Source organism: Bacillus sp. FJAT-49736 (assembly GCF_018343615.1).
GTDB lineage: Bacteria > Bacillota > Bacilli > Bacillales > Bacillaceae_C > Margalitia.
This window is the reverse complement of the sequence record NZ_JAGYPI010000001.1, coordinates 354688-372260: the sequence shown is the minus strand read 5'-3', so window position 1 is coordinate 372260 and position 17573 is coordinate 354688. Positions and strand designations below refer to the sequence as shown.

Below are 17573 nucleotides of genomic sequence, written 5' to 3'. Positions count from 1 at the left end.
ACTTGAGTCACTATTATTTTTCGTATTTTTTAAATATAATGGTTGCGTTGTGTCCACCGAAACCAAGTGAATTGCTCATTGCATATGAAACATCTTGCTTTCTTGCTTCATCCGGTACATAATCCAAATCACATTCCGGGTCCGGTGTTTCAATATTGATAGTAGGAGGAAGAATTCCATCTTTAATAGCTAAAATGGAGAAAATAGCCTCCACACCGCCTGCGGCTCCCAATAAATGACCTGTCATAGATTTTGTAGAACTAATTGCCAATTTATAGGCATGATCACCAAAAACTGTTTTTACGGCCATTGTTTCGAACTTATCGTTGTAATCGGTACTTGTACCATGAGCATTAATATAGTCAATTTCTTCTGGCTTTATTTCTGCATCCTGGATAGCCATTTTCATAGCACGTACTCCGCCTTCACCACCAGGTGCAGGTGCTGTAATATGATGCGCATCACCTGTTGCACCATATCCAACTATTTCGGCATAAATTTTCGCACCACGAGCTAAAGCATGTTCCAATTCTTCCAAGATGATAATACCTGCTCCTTCTCCAATAACAAATCCATCACGATTTAGATCAAAAGGACGGCTCGCAGTTTTTGGATCCGGATTATTGGAAAGCGCAGTATTTGCACAGAATCCAGCCACAGCCATTCTTGTAATAGGTGCTTCGGCACCTCCAGTAATCATTACATCTGCATCTCCGCGTTCTATTACCTTGAATGCATCACCAATAGAATTTGTACCAGTTGCACATGCAGTTACCGTACAAGTATTGATTCCTTTTGCACCAAGAAAGATGGATACTTGTCCAGCAGCCATATCTGGAATCATCATTGGCACGAAAAATGGGCTTACACGGCGATAGCCTCTTTTTTGGAAATTCTCAAATTGCTGTTCGAATGTTTCCATTCCACCAATACCAGATCCAATCCATACTCCAACACGTGAAGCATTATCGTCATTAATCGTTAGATCCGCATCTTTTACAGCCATCATAGATGCTGCAAGTGCGTAGTGGGTAAAGCGGTCCATTTTTCTAGCTTCTTTTTTCTCAATATATTTTTCGATGTCAAAATCCTTAACTTCTGCTGCAACCTTTGCCGGATAATCATCTGGATTTACTCTTGTTAAAGGTCCAACTCCTGATTTTCCAGCAAGAATATTTGCCCAAGCTGTTTCTACATCATTTCCTACAGGTGTAACAGCACCTAATCCTGTAACAACTACACGACGATTCGTCATTTTAATCCATCTCCTTTTAAAAACCTAGAAGATTGTTTTATTTTTCGTAAAGGCTGATTTCATACCTTTTGTTGCTTTTTATACCCGCTTAGATTATAGCATCTTTTCTAAAAAAGGATATCCCTATAAAATTTTTACGGTAAAAGCAACAAAGATTTTAAATAAGAGCCTTTGTAAAATCCTATTTTAATCTTCTTATTATTTTCCCCATCTAATAGCAATCGAGCCCCAAGTAAGGCCTCCACCAAAACCAACAAGAACTACAACATCACCATCTTTTATTCTACCGGCCTCAACGTCCTCTACAAGAGAAATAGGTATAGATGCTGAAGATGTGTTTCCATATTTATTTACTGTTTTAGACATTTTTTCAATAGGAAGATCAAGCCGCTGTCTCGATGCTTCCATGATTCTAATGTTAGCTTGATGCGGAATGAGGAAATCAACATCCTCCTTCTTTAATCCAGCCTTTTCAATCACTTTAATACTAGATTCTCCCATTTGACGGACAGCAAATTTAAATACTTCACGGCCATTCATGTTAATATGCCCATGTTCGTCTTCAAATAGGTGCTTTGCACCAACACCTGCTGCACCCAGATCAAATGAAAGTATTCCTCTTCCTTCTGAAACAGGACCTATTACAGCTGCACCAGCTCCATCTCCAAATAGAACCGCAGTGTTTCGATCTTCCCAGTTTGTAATTTTTGAAAGCTTTTCTACACCAATAACTAATACATATTTATAAGTATTCGTTTCAATAAATTGCTTTGCAGTCACAACCCCATACATAAAACCAGAGCATGCTGCACTTATATCCATTGCCGCAGCATTTGTTGCGCCAAGACGGTCTTGGAGAAGACATGCAACAGATGGGAACGGCATATCCGGCGTAACAGTTGCAACTAATATTAAATCAATATCCTCAGCAGTCAGTCCAGCATTATTCAATGCCTTTTTCGCCGCTTCATATGCCATATCAGAGGTATTGATGTCATCTGGAGCAATCCTGCGCTCTTCAATTCCTGTTCGTGTACGAATCCATTCATCTGAAGTATCCATCATTTTTTCTAAATCAAAATTTGTTATTACCTTTTCTGGATTATATTTACCAATCCCAATAATTCCAGCATTCATGCTGCCTTCCCTTCTTTCCAAGAAATAAATTAGCAAGATTAAATAAAATTATATTATTATTGCATTTCAGAAAAACATTCAAAAACTAAGTATCAATTATTATGACCTGCTACTAATTATAACAGGAGACCCTATTTTTGTCACTCAAATAGATTTTACCCAAAATTTCATGATAATCGTCTATTCTCTGCATCCCAAAGATGCATATCGTATCATGACAAGGAGGTGTTCTATTAATGAGTGAAGAAGAACTGGATCTAAACGGAGAAAAAGTAGAGCAGACACAGGAACAGCTAGGACAACAGCCTCAACAGGATCAAAATCAAGAGGCTAATAATCGTCCAGTGCATCCATTTGATACAATGTTTTTTGGAACTAGACATCAAAATCGTCCTATGAGAAATAATAGACGAACTCAAAACCCGACCGGACAAAATGAAACACCATCGACCGATGGATGGTTAGATGGTCTCCTAAATAATAAACATTTAAGTAATGTCAATTTAGATGAATTAATGAAGCATGTTGATCAATTAATCATTTCTTTAAATGAATTAAAGCCAATGTTTCAAAAAGTCTCTCCGTTGATTGAACGTTTTATTCAAAAAGATAAAGAGGAATCAAAATAGAAAAAATCAGCATTTCTGCTGATTTTTTCTACTTTGATTCCATTAATGCATCCTTTTTGCCTAATTCATATGCCTCATTCATAACATTAGTGAATAATTCCATAAACGGAGTAAGCATTTCAAAGGATAATTCAATTCCCGCTTCATCTAACTTTGCTTTAACATCTGGTAAATATTTCATCGCAATTTGCATAAATTCCATCGATTTATCTTGATTCATTTTTTACATTACCTCCTGGAAACCTTTTTGAAACGTCCTGTTTACTTACAGTATTACTTTTGTTAACATCCTCATAATAACTAACAAAATGAATACTTGATAATGCGGGAGTAACCTATCCTATAAACGAACAATAGGTTAAAGCTTTTTATGAGGATAGCGGATAATGTTGATACCTACTATATTCTACCTTTCAAAAGACAGCTTGGGAAGGGTTATTGTTTGGAACGTTTATAGCACTCTATTTGCATTGTTAATCCTTCCTGATAGGAATAGGTTTCTTGAACTGTCCTAATTTGAATATCAGGATCGTCTATCTCATTCTTCACATTGGATATAGGAACCGATTCATTCAAAAATTGAATACAATTTCTCCAACTATTCTCCTTTGAGTTTTTTAACAGGATTTTTTGTCCATTGACGGACTTTTTTGTTTCCGAAATGATTGTTTTAACAGCGTCTTCCGCAAAAATCGCATCATTTTCGTCGTCTGCATATTTCTTTGTTTGCTTGTTTTCAATTAATTGCTGAAACAAATAGCTATTAGGCTGCCATGGGCCGTATAATGTAGGCACATAAAATTCCACCATTTTTTTTATATTTTTATTGTGCATTTGCAATATATCGTGAAACCTTCGTCTAGCCTGATCTGAATGGGAATAATAATAACGGCTCGGATAAATGATGATATGTTCACTTATTTTTTCTAAAGAAAAAAGTTCTGTCGCCTTCAAAAGAAAATTGTTTATTTCATCCTCGGAAGGATGATCCAAAAAATCGATGAAAGGGATAAAACAAACTTTTTCAGAGTCTATCTCATCCCCTAATTCGTTCATAGGTAATGATAATAAATTAGCGTTTCTTCCTATTTCCAGCCACTTTTCGGCATCATAGCTTTCCAAATAATTATCATGTTCAATAGCAACAACCGTGCATCCACAATTTAATAGTTCCTTACATAACTCAAAGCCTATAAATTGTTTTGCACCATAAACAATCGCATATTCCATCGTTTTCCCCCTTTCCCCCATTAATTGTATGGTATGCTCCCAGAACTTATTAATGAATATTTACAATTCAATTTCCTGATCCTTTAAAAAAGTTATTAATTTTAATGTCATGTTCCTTTGATTGTCAGAATATACATAGTGGAATTTTGTAGGATAATTCTTATCCTGTCGATACTCCAGTATATCTTTTAATATTTCTGTCTGACTTTTATAGCTGTTATTATCAATTCGTTGAAATATACATAAGCCTTTATTCAGTTCTTTCCATTCGGAAATATTATCTTTTTTTATCTCATCTAACCAAGCATCATCCTGCTGATCGAATGCAGTTTGTATTTCTTTGAGTAATTTCTTGAAAAAGAATTTTCTACTTTTTTCCTGATTAATATGTGCCTCCAATGATAAACAAGGCGAGATTAATATGAGCGAGCGGATATTCTCTTTTAATAAAGGCATTAATTTGACGGATACTAATGCTCCCATTCCTTCCGCAAGCACATGGATCTTATTATTTAATATTTCTTGGCGTATTATAAATTGATATAAGCGATATGCATGCTTTACCGCAGCATCATTACCCCAATTCCGCCCAAATAAATTAGAATAATAAACTAGATATCCTTCTTTTGTAAAGTCGCTTATCATCAATTCCCTACCCTTGTTCTCCATCCAAAAGCTTGTTTCTTCATTCACAAAATGCTGTTCATCACCAAGAATAAAAATAGCAAAGCCATTTGGCTTCTCCGGATAATGGATCATACACCACTGTTGTTCAAATTGAAATAATTCGTTCATCATAAAGACTTCTCCTTATTAGATAAATACGGATAAATATGCCTCGCCTCTTTCTTAAAGGGCATTTGTCTTATTTCAATACAATGTATTCTTGCGCCAAAAAAATGTAAGGAGAAAAGCCTATATTTTCTTTAATTGGGCGTTATAAGTGAGGTTAATAAAAACTTCCTAGAATTTTCACTTTCTAAATGGATTAAGCTATGATAAGATGTAACCGGATATATAAATAACTAATTAAATACATAATATTTGCAGATTTGGGGTGTATATAATGAAATACTTCTGGACTTTATTCTGGACGTTCCTGCTTGTCCATATGTTAGGTTACGTTGGAAGTGCCATGACAGATACTAACTATTCATTAAAAGATATTTCAATAATTAGTGTAGTCGTAACGATTTTGATTTTGGTCGTTTCCGCTATTATTCCAAATTCTCCTGCTACGGAAGAATAAAAATAACCTCGCAAATAGCGAGGTTATTTTTTTGTGGTTGTAACTGTTATTTGATCGTTTTCCAACCCGATGCTAACTGTGTTATAAGGATGAATGTTTCCAGCAATTATTTCTCTGGCTAATTTTGTTTCAATATGATGTTGAATGAAGCGTTTTAGCGGTCGTGCCCCATATATAGGGTCATAAGCTGAGGACGCAATCCAGCCTTTTGCATCATCTGTCATTTCTAAGTTGATATATTGTTCATTTAGCCTCTTTTGAAGGTCCACTATTAATTTTGTCACTATTCCCTTTATATCTGCCATTGATAACGGTTTAAAGAGAATAATATCATCTATTCTATTTAGAAATTCTGGACGAAAAGATGTTCTTAGCTGTTTTAATACTTTTTTCTTAGTAGACTCATCGATATCAGTCTCCATGTTTTCCCTTTCTAACAAGAAAGAAGAGCCGATATTAGATGTCATAATAATAACGGTATTTTTAAAATCTACTGTTCTGCCTTGTGAATCAGTAATTCGCCCGTCATCAAGCGCCTGTAATAATATATTAAAAACTTCTGGGTGAGCCTTTTCTATTTCATCCAGTAATACGACAGAATATGGCTTCCTTCTAACAGCCTCGGTTAATTGTCCGCCTTCTTCATATCCAACATACCCTGGAGGTGCTCCAATTAGCCTTGATACTGCATGCTTCTCCATATATTCAGACATATCTATTCGGATCATTTGTTCTTCGCTATCAAACAACACCTGTGCTAATGACTTTGCAAGCTCGGTTTTCCCTACTCCAGTAGGACCTAAGAAAATAAAGGAACCAATGGGACGATTCGGATCTTTAATCCCGGCTCTCGCCCTTAAAACGGCATCACTGACAGCACGAACCGCCTCGTCCTGTCCAATTACCCGCTCATGTAAAATGCTTTCCAGCTTTAACAGCTTCTCTCTTTCCCCTTCGACTAATTTAGAAACAGGAATGCCTGTCCAGCGCGAAACAATATCAGCAATCTCATCCTCTGTCACTTCCTCGCGGATTAGCTTATTTTCGCCTTTATGCTCCGCAAGTGTGCCTTCTAAATCTTTTAGTTCTTTCTCTAGTTCGGGGATTTTTCCATGGCGCAATTCCGCTGCTTTATTCAAATCATATTCATTTTCTGCCTCTTCTAGCTGCCTTCGCAATTTCTCCAGGTGTTCCCGCTTTTCTTGAATTACTTGTAATTCATTTTTTTCAGCCTGCCATTTAGCCTTCATCGTATTAGACTTTTCCTTATAATCCGCCAGTTCCTTTTGCAATATTTCCAAACGTTCCTTACTAGCATCATCCATTTCTTTCTTCAGTGCGGCTTCTTCAATTTCCAGCTGCATGACGCGTCTTGTAACCTCGTCCAATTCACTCGGCATGGAGTCAATTTCTACCCGAATCGTTGCGCAAGCCTCATCTACCAGGTCAATTGCTTTATCTGGCAAGAACCGTTCCGTAATATAACGGTTAGACAAGGTAGCCGCAGCTACTAATGCTCTGTCATGAATATTTACACCATGATGGATTTCAAATCGTTCCTTTAATCCTCGTAAAATAGAAACGGTATCTTCAACCGTTGGTTCTTGTACAAGAACCTGTTGGAATCTCCGTTCCAGCGCAGGGTCCTTTTCGATATATTTACGGTATTCATCAAGGGTAGTTGCACCGATACAATGTAGTTCTCCTCTTGCTAGCATTGGCTTCAACATATTGCCCGCATCCATTGCCCCTTCCGTTTTTCCGGCACCAACAATGGTATGTATTTCATCAATAAATAGAAGAATCTGACCTTCACTTTTCTTAATTTCCTGAAGAACTGCTTTCAGTCGTTCTTCAAATTCTCCGCGAAATTTTGCACCGGCAATAAGGGATCCCATATCTAAAGCAAAAATTGTTTTATCCTTTAATCCTTCGGGCACATCCTTTCGAACGATTCGCTGCGCTAACCCTTCCACAATGGCGGTTTTTCCTACACCTGGTTCTCCGATAAGAACGGGGTTATTTTTTGTCTTTCTAGATAAAATTCGAATCACATTCCGAATTTCACTATCCCTTCCAATAACCGGATCGATTTTGCCTTCCTTAACTGCCGCCACTAAATCCCTTCCATATTTTTTTAATGTTTCATATGTTGCTTCCGGATTTTGTGATGTCACCTTTTGATTCCCCCTTATTAGCATGATTTCCCTTAATAATATATCTTTTGTTATGTTTTTATTTAGTAAAAAACTAGATATCTCATTGTGCTTTTGATTTGTCAAAGCCAGAATCAAATGCTCTACGGAGAGGTATTCATCTTCTAGTCGTTTTGCCTCTTTTTCCGCATCAAAAAAAAGCTTCTGCAAATTAGCCGATAAATATTGACCTCCGGAGTTGGTGCCTGACACCTGAGGTTTCTTTTTTAAAATTTCATTGAGGTGCTGTTCCAAATCTTTCTTTTGGATGCCAGCTCTTTCATAAATGCTGCTCATAAGGCTATCAGGCTTATCCATTAGTACTTTCCATAACTGAGGAATATCGACCTCCGGATGCTGCCACTCGTTTGTTATTTGCTGTGCCTCAGCCAATCCTTCTTGGACAGAAAAGGTCATTTTATTAATATCCACTTCTATCACCCCAAGTGTGAATAATATTAAGATTATTTTATGCTATATATTACCAAAGCGCAAAGAAGAAGAAGAAGGAATATAGCGGTTTTTACGATTTTAAAAAACATGGGGAAGGGGCATCAAAAATAATTTTATTCATTTTATTTCAGGCACTTCTTCCATTATTTCAGGCAATTCAACAAAATGTAATATAAAAAGCCACCCTTGTCAGGATGGCTTAAGGCTTACGCTTATATGTCCAGTGACGCTCATCATTAGAGGTTTCAGGGAAATGATCCCCCGCTTTTAACTTAATACTTTTGGGGTTGATCACATTACTTCCATTTTCTCCAACTTCTACATACACACCATTATTTGGAGCTTTATCTCCGGAATGAAACCTGCGACTTTGTCCCATTGTTATTCCTCCTGTTCGAGTTAGCGTCCATACTATTTTGCGTTATTACAGGAAGAACATAAGCGTATCATTTTTCCAATTTAGCTTATCCCCAAAGCAATTTTTGCATAGCGGGATAGACGATCCTTCGACCATGGAGGATTCCATACAATATTGACCTCTGTTTCCTTCACCTCTGGCAGATCGCGCAATGCTGTCTGAACTTGATCTACAATAACTCCGGCTAACGGACATCCCATTGCCGTTAATGTCATGGTGACTGTTACTTTTCCTGCATCATCTATATCTACATCGTAAACTAATCCAAGGTTCACAATATCAATTCCTAATTCCGGATCGATTACTTGCTCTAAAGCACCTAGAATACTTTCTCTAAGTTCCTCATCCATTTATCATACAACTCCTTCTTCTATTTAGTTAATTTTATCATATCAAATACTTCTCTAAAAAAGAAATAAACCACATTACAGCCATCTTTCAAACCACATAACTGCTTGAAGAAGCCCTTTTCGGGAAACCTTATGACCTGCTTTCCTATCCGTTATAAAATCTAAACGTTCTGGCGCTTGCTGGTAGAACGTTTTCACTCTATTATAAAAATCATATGTTGGCTGGTATGGAACCATGCTATCTTTTACACCGTGCCAAAATAATATCGGACGCATATTTAATATTTGTGGTTGTTTACTTAAATCATATTCATACAAGGCAGAAATTTGTTTTTGCAGCTCTTCATTTGAAAGTGGTATTTGTACACCATTATTTTTTAATTGCTCAATCTGGCTAAGTGCAAATTCCTCATAATTTGGACTCCCCATTAATACAACAGCTGCTTTGATCCATTCAAATCTTGTTAATGCTCCGCATGTAATGATCCCACCCATGGATGTACCCGCTACTCCAATTCTTTCCACATCAACCAAACCACATTCTACATAATAGTTTTTTACTTGCTCTATTTCATCAATAGTATGTATAATCATCTCCCAAAATTGGAACATCATTTCCATTTTTGATACTTCTGCTTCTCTTTCTCCATGATTCATAATTTCCGGTAATACTACCCGAAAGCCTTTATCCGCTAAAAGATATGCATAATGAAGATTATGCTCCTTTGCTGACTCAAATCCATGAATAAAAAGGATAAGTGGTGTTTTTTCCCTTTCCAGATGTTCCTTAACAACATGCAGAACAGGAATATCATTTAGCATCTCTTTATGTATTTGAATCACCATTATGTCCTCCTGACACATATTCCTTCAAATTATTAATATTATTTAGTATATTGAAACTACCACATCTATGCTTATGCTTTCATACTGACAGTGTAGCAAATTTACTTGTCTTTTCCCACGAATTAGATTCAGCAAAGGAGAAATGAAATGGCGCAACCATATTTAATTGCATTAGATTTAGATGGAACCTTATTAACAGATGAAAAAAACATTTCCGCAAGAACGGCAAACACGATTCATCAGCTAAGGCAGCAAGGTCATATCGTCATGATTTCCACTGGTAGACCATTTAGATCAAGTAAAAGATACTATCAAGAATTAAATTTAAACTCCCCAATCGTAAATTTTAATGGTGCGTTTGTGCACCATCCGTTGAATGCTAACTGGGGTATGCATCATCAGCCAATCAGCCTTGAGGTGGCAAAGGATATTGTAGATACATGTCATCAATATGATATCCATAACATAATTGCAGAAGTACTTGATAATGTCTATTTTCACTATCATGATGAAAAGTTGCTGGACATATTCCACCATGAAAGTCCGAAAGTCACAACTGGTAATTTGTTAAACTTCCTACAAGATAATCCAACCTCCATCCTTATACATGCAGAAGAGAAGGATGTGCCCAAAATTCGTCAGCATTTGTCAGATGTCCATGCCGAAGTAATTGATCACAGACGCTGGGGGGCTCCTTGGCATATTATTGAAATTGTAAAATATGGTTTAAGTAAAGCTACTGGAATTGAAAGAGTGGCAAAATATTATAATATTCCTCGACAGAACATTATTGCTTTCGGGGATGAAGATAATGATTTTGAAATGATTGATTACGCAGGAATTGGCGTTGCAATGGGGAATGCAATTAATCCACTAAAAAATATGGCAAACCATATAACTTTAAGCAACACAGAAGATGGTGTCTCCGTATTTTTAGAGGAATTCTTTAAGCTCAAGCATCGATAATTTTCATTTTTTACCTGACTGGAAAGCACCGAGTAGTTCATACTATTGAAAGAACGGATTTACATCCGTTTCATTCTAGCCAAAGGACGGTGTTTCGTTTGGGTAAAAGAAACAAATCGAAACGTTTTGTTCAGCAAGGAAAAGATGCAGTATCCAAACATGATGAGCGCTTTCCATATCGTTCCACTTATGCTGAAGCAGAAGAACGTCAGCTAGAATTTATGAAGGATTCCTCATTAGGAGGAATAGAATAATGACGAATAAATTATTTCAACAAGCTAAGTTTTTTGTTGAAAGGGCAAAAGGCTCACCTAACGATGAACAAGCAGTATATAAGGCCAAGAATGCCCTGTCCTCTGCTTTCGCCAATTCCACTATTGCCGAACAAAATCAATTAAGAGAGCTTCAAAATGAATTGGAGCAATTGAAATAGCTGCCGGTTTGGCAGCTATTTTTTTAGGCGTTCAATAAAAGCCGGTTCATCTTTTTCTGTGTAAATAGAAAAAATGAGCGATTCATTTTGTGACATTATTTCCAAAGGAAGCTGAAGGGATAGTTCAAAGGAATTGGAATCCTTCGAAATTGGCATTATCCTTTTGGCAACAATTAGTCGATGTCCATCATCGACAGTATAGTAAAACCTTTCATTTAGAGGCTGCTCCACGATTCCGGTAATCGTATAATTTCCAGTACTGCCTTCAATTTGTATATCGTGAATGGCAGGAATAGTAAACGCTTGTTTGGCAACCAACTGATTTTTCCCCTGCATATTATCTATTTTAGATGGTAAAAGTGTTGCGATAAGAGTGTAATTTCCTGCTGCCACTCTTTCCCCTTTATTTTTATAGTCCCAATTCATAGTCCATTTCTTTTCTTCACCGCTCCCAAGATTTATATATTGAAATGCTTGCAAAAAATATCTTCCTTTACTAAATCGATATACCTCTTTTTTATCATCCATTATGGAAAAATCATAAAATTTGCTTGTTGGAAATTCCAGCTGTATAGGTTGATCAGAAGTATTACGAACAATTAAATTAATTTCTAAATGATCGGCATATGGTCTAAGCTTCACATCCCAAGATATCACAGAAGCATCCTCCTCCCCCGTGGCAAAAGCAAATGTAGGAAAAATAAGCATCATTAATAATAGTATACTAAAACATTTTTTCATTTTGCTTTTCACCCATTCCTATATAGATTCGACCGACTTAGAGACTAATCCTTCCTGAAAAAACCGTATACCGCAGCCGTTTGGACAACATTTGTAAAAGCATTAGGATCTACCTCTTTAATGATATGCTCCATTTCATATAATTCATATCTCGTAATGACAATCATTAACATTTCCCTATCCTCATTAGAAAATGCACCCTTTGCAGGAACCAAGGTAATACCTCGCACAAGCTTAGCGTGAATGGCCTTCTTCATTTCGTTCGGCATTTTAGTTATAATCATGACAGTTAACTTTTGATGACGGGTATGAATAGCATCAATTACTCTTGTCGATGCATATAAGGATACAAGCGTATAAAGCGCCTTATCCCAACCATATAAATAGCCGGCAGTAACGATTATGACAGCATTCAAGGAAAAATAATAAATTCCGACCGGCTTATCTTTCATCCGGGAAAGTACCATAGCAATAATATCCAAACCTCCAGTTGATGCTCCAAACTTTAACGTTAACCCTACACCCACTGCCGATAGAACTCCGCCAAATACAGCATATAAAAGGATATCACCGGAAGCCTTGTGAACTGGAATAATCTCTAGAAAAAATGACATCAATACAACGGAAATAAAACTGTACAACGTAAATAATTTTCCTACCTTCATCCAGCCTAAGATTGCTACCGGGATGTTTAATACTAACAACAATAAACCAGTTGAAACATGTACAGGTGTAAACTGTGTAAAAATATTAGACAAAAGCTGTGCAGCACCAGTAAAACCGCTTGCATACACATTCGCTGGTTTCAAAAAATAATTCATAGCAAATGCATTCAGTAACGCTCCGACAAGAACCACAATAATTTTTTTTCCATGCTCTATGATTAATTCCCTTTTCAAAAACATCACCCCTCATTCATATTATTCTCTATAACCGAAATAGCAGAAGTTCATACTAAAATGATTGTGAATTTCAAGGAAAATAGATAGAATAAAAGGAAATACATATGGAAACGGGTGAATAATATGACAACGATAAAGTTGTTTGCGGATAGTGCATGTGATTTGCCTTTAGAATTTTTTGAAGAGAATAATGTAACGCTAATACCTCTTAAAGTATACATAGATGATCAAGAATTTGAAGATATTGTTACCATTCCATCCAAGCAGGTTTTTGACGGAATTCGCGCCGGCAAGATGCCAAAAACGTCACAGCCTACACCCCAAGCTTTCGAAAAAGTTTTTAGCGAACTGGCCATTTCGGGGGATGCAGGTATATATATTGCTTTTTCCTCCCAATTATCGGGCACATACCAAACAGCTGAAATGGTGAAGAAGCAAGTATTAGAGGAATACCCGAATTTAGATCTTACAATTATCGATTCCAAATGCGCTTCTATTGGATACGGACTAGTTGTGCAAAAAACAGTGGAAAAGCTTAAAGCAGGTGCATCAAAAGAAGAAATTGTGCAGGCTGCCATTTTTAACAGTCAGCATATGGAGCATTTATTTACAGTTGAGGATTTAGATTATTTAGCAAAAGGCGGTAGACTCTCAAAAGCATCGGCATTTTTGGGCGGACTTTTAAACATTAAACCCCTTCTCCATGTAGAGGACGGAAAGCTAATACCAATGGAAAAAATTCGCGGTAAGAAAAAATTAATCCAACGTATGCTCGATGTAATGGCGGAAAGAGGAGACACCTTACAAAATCAATGCATCGGCATTTGTCATGGAGACGACGAAGAAGCTGCTTTAAATCTTAAGAAAATGATTGAAGATCGTTTTGGAGTAAAGGATTTCTATATCAATATTATCGGTTCTGCTGTCGGATCGCATGCCGGACCGGGAACATTAGCTGTGTTCTTTTTAAATAAGCTTTCTTAATTCATAAATTGTTCCTATCGTAAATCTTTTATTGCATTTATGTGACTTAGTATTGGGACGCCTTTTCCTAAAAAGATTTAATTATGGATATTTATAAAGTTGTTCAACCATGACAAAAAAGATAAAAAAGTGCCTTCATAAATTCCCCTTTCCTTGGTCATATTAAAAAAGATCAATTGGAAAGGGGATTTTCATTCATGCCGCATACATCAGATAATGATAAAAAGGCTAAAGACAACAATGCTCTTAGACATGAAAAAAATATGATGCGTGAAAAAAATCGTAAGGCCGGGAAACATCAATATTCTAAGAAAACAGACCATTTATAATAGACAGGGTTTACACCTTGTCTATTTCATTCATTTCAAAATAGTTGTTTACCTCTAGCTGTTTGTCTATAATTATTGGTAATTACATAACGTTGGAGGTTCAATATGTCAAAAGAAAGTTCATTTGATATTGTTTCGAAAGTAGATTTTTCTGAAGTAACAAATGCGATTACGCAGGCCATGAAGGAAATTCAAACTCGTTATGATTTTAAAGGAAGTAAGAGTGATATAAAGCTTGATAAAGAAGAGCTTGTAATTATTTCTGATGATGAGTATAAATTGGGGCAAGTTAAGGATGTTCTACTTAGCAAATTAATTAAACGTGGCGTACCCGTGAAAAATTTAGATTATGGTAAAGTGGAAAACGCCTCCGGCGGTACAGTTAGACAACGTGCTAAACTTATTCAAGGAATTGATAAGGACAATGCTAAGAAAATCAATACTATCATTAAAAATAGCGGTGTAAAGGTAAAAAGCCAAGTGCAGGATGATCAAATCCGCGTTACTGGAAAAAGCCGTGATGAATTACAACAAATTATTTCTGCGATTCGGGATGCAGACTTAACCGTCGATGTACAATTCGTAAATTATCGCTAAAAACAGGTGAATTCACCTGTTTTTTTATTGTTGGAAAATACTCATAACTATCCTTGAGATGTAAAGAATAATGGAGGATTACATCTAGGATGGAGTGAAATGATGAGTACCCAGCAAAATCAACCGAAAAAAACATTGCCAAAGCAACATCAAAATAATCAGCCAGGTATAGAATCCGTTATGAATCCATTGCCAAAATCCATGAATCCAGCCTATAAGGGAAGTGAAAAACTAGCTGGAAAAATAGCGCTTATAACAGGCGGTGACAGCGGTATTGGAAAAGCAGTTGCACTCTATTTTGCGAAAGAAGGAGCAAACATTGCTATTTGTTATCTAAATGAACATGAGGACGCAAAAGAGACACAATCTCTAATTCAAAAAGAAAACGTCGATTGCCTTCTTATCTCCGGTAATATAGGTGTAGAACAGCATTGCAAGGATGCAGTTAAGAAAGTAATAGACCAATTTGGAAAAATAGATATATTAGTAAACAATGCTGCAGAACAACATCCGCAGCAAAGCATTTTAAATATTACAGATGATCAGCTACAGAAGACTTTTCAAACGAATATTTTTTCTTTCTTTTACATGACAAAGGCTGTCCTTCCCCATTTTCAAAAAGGAAGTGTCATCATTAATACCGCTTCAATAACCGCATATAAAGGGAATGAACAACTGATTGATTATTCCGCTACTAAAGGTGCAGTTGTTTCGTTCACTCGTTCTCTAGCCTTGTCATTAGCCCAAAAAGGAATACGCGTAAACGGAGTTGCTCCAGGACCAATTTGGACACCACTTATACCATCTACCTTCCCAGAGGAACAAGTAGAAACATTCGGCGGAAATGTACCTCTTGGTCGTCCTGGGCAACCATATGAGCTAGCAGGTGCATATGTATATTTAGCATCAGAGGATTCCAGCTATGTATCTGGACAAATGATTCACGTGAACGGTGGCTCTATTATTAATGGATAAGTAAAACAATACCTGCATTTCAAAAATGCAGGTATTGTTTTAACTCTTAATTTAATTTTTCTTCGCCTTTTTTTTCGCAGCATATATAAAAGCAAAAAATAGAATCCAAACGATAACTAATATAGCTATAAAACCATAATTAATTCCGGTTTTATCAACAACTTTGTATATTTCTGAGGTTTCCCGTTCTAATACAATCTTATATTTACCATTGTCCGCACGAACAATCCCACCATCCAACAAACCACGTAGCTCTTTATCATCTTTAAATTGGGAAGTATCAATGGATACACCGTGTGTAGCGCTGGTATTATTGATGGCAACGATATTGACATCACCCTTATACTCTCTTTTATACACTGTCATCCCATTTTTATCATAAAGAGGTGTGAACGATCCTTTGATTAAAGACGGATTTTTTATTCTAAGTTCCGATATTTGTGTCATGTAATCCATTAGATCTTTGTCTGCTCGGAAATTCATCATTGGACGATTTTCCGGTGCATTTCCACCATCAATGGCAATTTCCGAACCGTAATAGACAATCGGAATTTCAGGCTGAGTATAGAGGTAGGTTAATGCCAGCTTCCATCTTGTTCCTGGATATTTATTTGCATTTACCATATCCCTTGTAAATCGCGTCATATATGGATTATCAAAAAAGATGGCATTTTGGGTTGATCCTTGGTATGTACTTTCATTCGTTTTGACTATATCTAACAAAGGCTTTGTAGATTGATCGATATCTGAGAAAGCACTTCTCAATGGCTTATTTTGAGGATAATCATAAAATCCATCAAAGCCTGCCTGTTCAAACTTTTTTATCGTATTTATATCATTGGAATGAACATCTCCAAGCAGGAAGAAGTTTTTCTTAACGGACCTCACCGCACCATTAAAATCCTTCCAAAATTCGATTGGAGCTTTATCAGCATTATTTAAATAATAGCCGTCTATATTTGTTTTTTGAACCCACCATTTGCCGGCTTTTATAAAATATTGATTGACTGCGGGATTCTTTTGATTTAAGGAAATTAAACCATCATCCGTTTTCCCTTTTAACCAATCTGCTCTTGTTTGGTCGGTTACCCATGGATGTTCCGGACTAACTTGATTTGTTTCAAAGGACAACATGATCTTCATATCACGTTTGTGTGCTTCCTTCACTAGTTCTTGGAATTTTTTCAAGGATCCATAATGTTCATCTGGTTTATAAAAATTAATTATTCGATCTCCAGCATAGCCTTTTTCATCATTATCAAAAATAGGGTTTAATAAAATGGCTGTAAATCCCAAATCCTTCAAATAATCCAGTCGATTAATTATTCCTTGAAAGTCTCCACCTTGAAAGCTCAAAGCATTTTTCGTATTCGTATTAATATCATTTGCATCATCGCCATTATTGAAACGATCGACGATTAAATAATAAACTATTTCACTTTGCCAATTGCGTTGCTCTTTTCCTGCAGCATTCGCAGGTACTGCACAAAAAATGAGCAACGGAATAAGGCAAAATGTAAAAACCTTCTTAAACATTATCCGTTCCTCCTAAAAATGAACTCTTGAAAGGCTCTCTTCATAAACTTGTTGCTTTTTTAGACAAAAAAATATTATAAATATCTTTATTTGGGATAAATAAATAATTTTTTACAAAAAGATTTCCCAAATCTAAGTCACTAGGTTTATAACAAAATACAAAAAGCACTATTCAAATGCAAACAGCCTCATGAAATAAGATTATCCTTTATTAGTGCGGATAGTCAAACAATTCCAAAGCCAATTCACAAATCTCTCAACAATATATGTCTTTTGTTTGTCTATGAAAGCTCTTCGAATCAAGGTATGAAATTTCTTTTCTTTGTCAAAAAAGAACTATAGTGCAAT

Annotated in this window: 21 protein-coding genes; 9 read left to right on the top strand and 12 right to left on the bottom strand. The window is 36.2% G+C overall.

What is annotated here, in order from left to right; genetic code table 11:
- Window positions 1–13: 13 nt before the first annotated feature.
- Both fabF and KHA87_RS02010 read right to left on the bottom strand, forming a co-directional pair.
- Window positions 14–1255 (bottom strand): beta-ketoacyl-ACP synthase II, encoded by a 1242-nt coding sequence (fabF, locus tag KHA87_RS02015; RefSeq protein WP_213092440.1) that lies wholly within the window; start codon window positions 1253–1255, stop codon window positions 14–16.
- Window positions 1256–1453: 198 nt separating this feature from the next.
- Complete coding sequence (locus KHA87_RS02010; protein ID WP_213092439.1) at window positions 1454–2392, bottom strand: beta-ketoacyl-ACP synthase III; 939 nt, start codon at window positions 2390–2392, stop codon at window positions 1454–1456.
- 236 nt (window positions 2393–2628) lie between these two features.
- On the opposite strand from KHA87_RS02010, the gene KHA87_RS02005 reads away from it, so the two are divergent.
- A complete protein-coding gene (locus KHA87_RS02005) occupies window positions 2629–3021 on the top strand; it encodes a hypothetical protein (protein ID WP_213092438.1) in 393 nt (130 codons plus the stop codon).
- A gap of 28 nt (window positions 3022–3049) precedes the next feature.
- Here the strand turns inward: KHA87_RS02005 and KHA87_RS02000 are convergent, their stop codons facing one another.
- From KHA87_RS02000 to KHA87_RS01990, 3 genes are all read right to left on the bottom strand, one after another.
- On the bottom strand, window positions 3050–3241 hold the full coding sequence (locus tag KHA87_RS02000; protein WP_213092437.1) for a ComZ family protein: 192 nt from the start codon (window positions 3239–3241) through the stop codon (window positions 3050–3052).
- 215 nt (window positions 3242–3456) lie between these two features.
- The gene (locus KHA87_RS01995; protein WP_213092436.1) at window positions 3457–4251 is read right to left on the bottom strand and encodes an NAD(P)-dependent oxidoreductase; all 795 of its coding nucleotides are present in this window, start codon (window positions 4249–4251) and stop codon (window positions 3457–3459) included.
- Window positions 4252–4311: 60 nt separating this feature from the next.
- Window positions 4312–5049 carry an alpha/beta fold hydrolase gene (locus tag KHA87_RS01990; RefSeq protein ID WP_213092435.1) on the bottom strand — a complete coding sequence of 246 codons (738 nt, stop codon included), beginning with the start codon at window positions 5047–5049 and terminating at the stop codon, window positions 4312–4314.
- A gap of 268 nt (window positions 5050–5317) precedes the next feature.
- Here KHA87_RS01990 and KHA87_RS01985 point away from each other — a divergent pair, with 268 nt between their 5' ends.
- Window positions 5318–5500 (top strand): YjzD family protein, encoded by a 183-nt coding sequence (locus tag KHA87_RS01985; RefSeq protein ID WP_213092434.1) that lies wholly within the window; start codon window positions 5318–5320, stop codon window positions 5498–5500.
- Between the two features lie 23 nt (window positions 5501–5523).
- Here the strand turns inward: KHA87_RS01985 and clpB are convergent, their stop codons facing one another.
- The 4 genes from clpB to KHA87_RS01965 all read right to left on the bottom strand — a co-directional run bounded on the left by clpB (window position 5524) and on the right by KHA87_RS01965 (window position 9759).
- On the bottom strand, window positions 5524–8127 hold the full coding sequence (gene clpB / locus KHA87_RS01980; RefSeq protein ID WP_349305547.1) for an ATP-dependent chaperone ClpB: 2604 nt from the start codon (window positions 8125–8127) through the stop codon (window positions 5524–5526).
- 220 nt (window positions 8128–8347) lie between these two features.
- Window positions 8348–8527, bottom strand: a complete 180-nt coding sequence (locus KHA87_RS01975) for a YjzC family protein (protein WP_213092433.1) — start codon at window positions 8525–8527, stop codon at window positions 8348–8350.
- Window positions 8528–8607: 80 nt separating this feature from the next.
- Complete coding sequence (locus KHA87_RS01970) at window positions 8608–8916, bottom strand: metal-sulfur cluster assembly factor (RefSeq protein WP_213092432.1); 309 nt, start codon at window positions 8914–8916, stop codon at window positions 8608–8610.
- Window positions 8917–8991: 75 nt separating this feature from the next.
- A complete protein-coding gene (locus KHA87_RS01965) occupies window positions 8992–9759 on the bottom strand; it encodes an alpha/beta fold hydrolase (RefSeq protein WP_213094212.1) in 768 nt (255 codons plus the stop codon).
- A 150-nt stretch (window positions 9760–9909) separates the two neighbouring features.
- Here KHA87_RS01965 and KHA87_RS01960 point away from each other — a divergent pair, with 150 nt between their 5' ends.
- From KHA87_RS01960 to KHA87_RS01950, 3 genes are all read left to right on the top strand, one after another.
- A complete protein-coding gene (locus KHA87_RS01960) occupies window positions 9910–10728 on the top strand; it encodes a Cof-type HAD-IIB family hydrolase (protein ID WP_213092431.1) in 819 nt (272 codons plus the stop codon).
- 98 nt (window positions 10729–10826) lie between these two features.
- Window positions 10827–10982: a hypothetical protein gene (locus KHA87_RS01955; protein WP_213092430.1), complete on the top strand. Its 156-nt coding sequence runs from the start codon at window positions 10827–10829 to the stop codon at window positions 10980–10982.
- Window positions 10982–11161, top strand: coding sequence for a DUF3813 domain-containing protein (locus tag KHA87_RS01950; protein ID WP_213092429.1), 180 nt, complete (start codon window positions 10982–10984; stop codon window positions 11159–11161). Before KHA87_RS01955 ends, KHA87_RS01950 begins: the two co-directional genes overlap by 1 nt.
- 15 nt (window positions 11162–11176) lie before the next feature.
- Here the strand turns inward: KHA87_RS01950 and KHA87_RS01945 are convergent, their stop codons facing one another.
- Both KHA87_RS01945 and KHA87_RS01940 read right to left on the bottom strand, forming a co-directional pair.
- A complete protein-coding gene (locus tag KHA87_RS01945; protein ID WP_213092428.1) occupies window positions 11177–11818 on the bottom strand; it encodes a BsuPI-related putative proteinase inhibitor in 642 nt (213 codons plus the stop codon).
- A gap of 128 nt (window positions 11819–11946) precedes the next feature.
- Window positions 11947–12807 carry a YitT family protein gene (locus tag KHA87_RS01940; protein WP_213092427.1) on the bottom strand — a complete coding sequence of 287 codons (861 nt, stop codon included), beginning with the start codon at window positions 12805–12807 and terminating at the stop codon, window positions 11947–11949.
- Window positions 12808–12927: 120 nt separating this feature from the next.
- On the opposite strand from KHA87_RS01940, the gene KHA87_RS01935 reads away from it, so the two are divergent.
- The 4 genes from KHA87_RS01935 (at window position 12928) to KHA87_RS01920 (ending at window position 15689) form a co-directional block, all read left to right on the top strand.
- A complete protein-coding gene (locus KHA87_RS01935; protein ID WP_213092426.1) occupies window positions 12928–13788 on the top strand; it encodes a DegV family protein in 861 nt (286 codons plus the stop codon).
- 197 nt (window positions 13789–13985) lie between these two features.
- On the top strand, window positions 13986–14117 hold the full coding sequence (locus KHA87_RS01930) for a DUF3941 domain-containing protein (protein WP_075981472.1): 132 nt from the start codon (window positions 13986–13988) through the stop codon (window positions 14115–14117).
- 105 nt (window positions 14118–14222) lie between these two features.
- Window positions 14223–14714: a YajQ family cyclic di-GMP-binding protein gene (locus tag KHA87_RS01925; RefSeq protein ID WP_213092425.1), complete on the top strand. Its 492-nt coding sequence runs from the start codon at window positions 14223–14225 to the stop codon at window positions 14712–14714.
- 102 nt (window positions 14715–14816) lie between these two features.
- A complete protein-coding gene (locus KHA87_RS01920) occupies window positions 14817–15689 on the top strand; it encodes an SDR family oxidoreductase (RefSeq protein WP_213094211.1) in 873 nt (290 codons plus the stop codon).
- 51 nt (window positions 15690–15740) lie between these two features.
- On the opposite strand, the gene KHA87_RS01915 is transcribed toward KHA87_RS01920, so the two are convergent.
- On the bottom strand, window positions 15741–17225 hold the full coding sequence (locus KHA87_RS01915) for an alpha-amylase family glycosyl hydrolase (protein WP_213092424.1): 1485 nt from the start codon (window positions 17223–17225) through the stop codon (window positions 15741–15743).
- Window positions 17226–17573 lie beyond the last annotated feature (348 nt).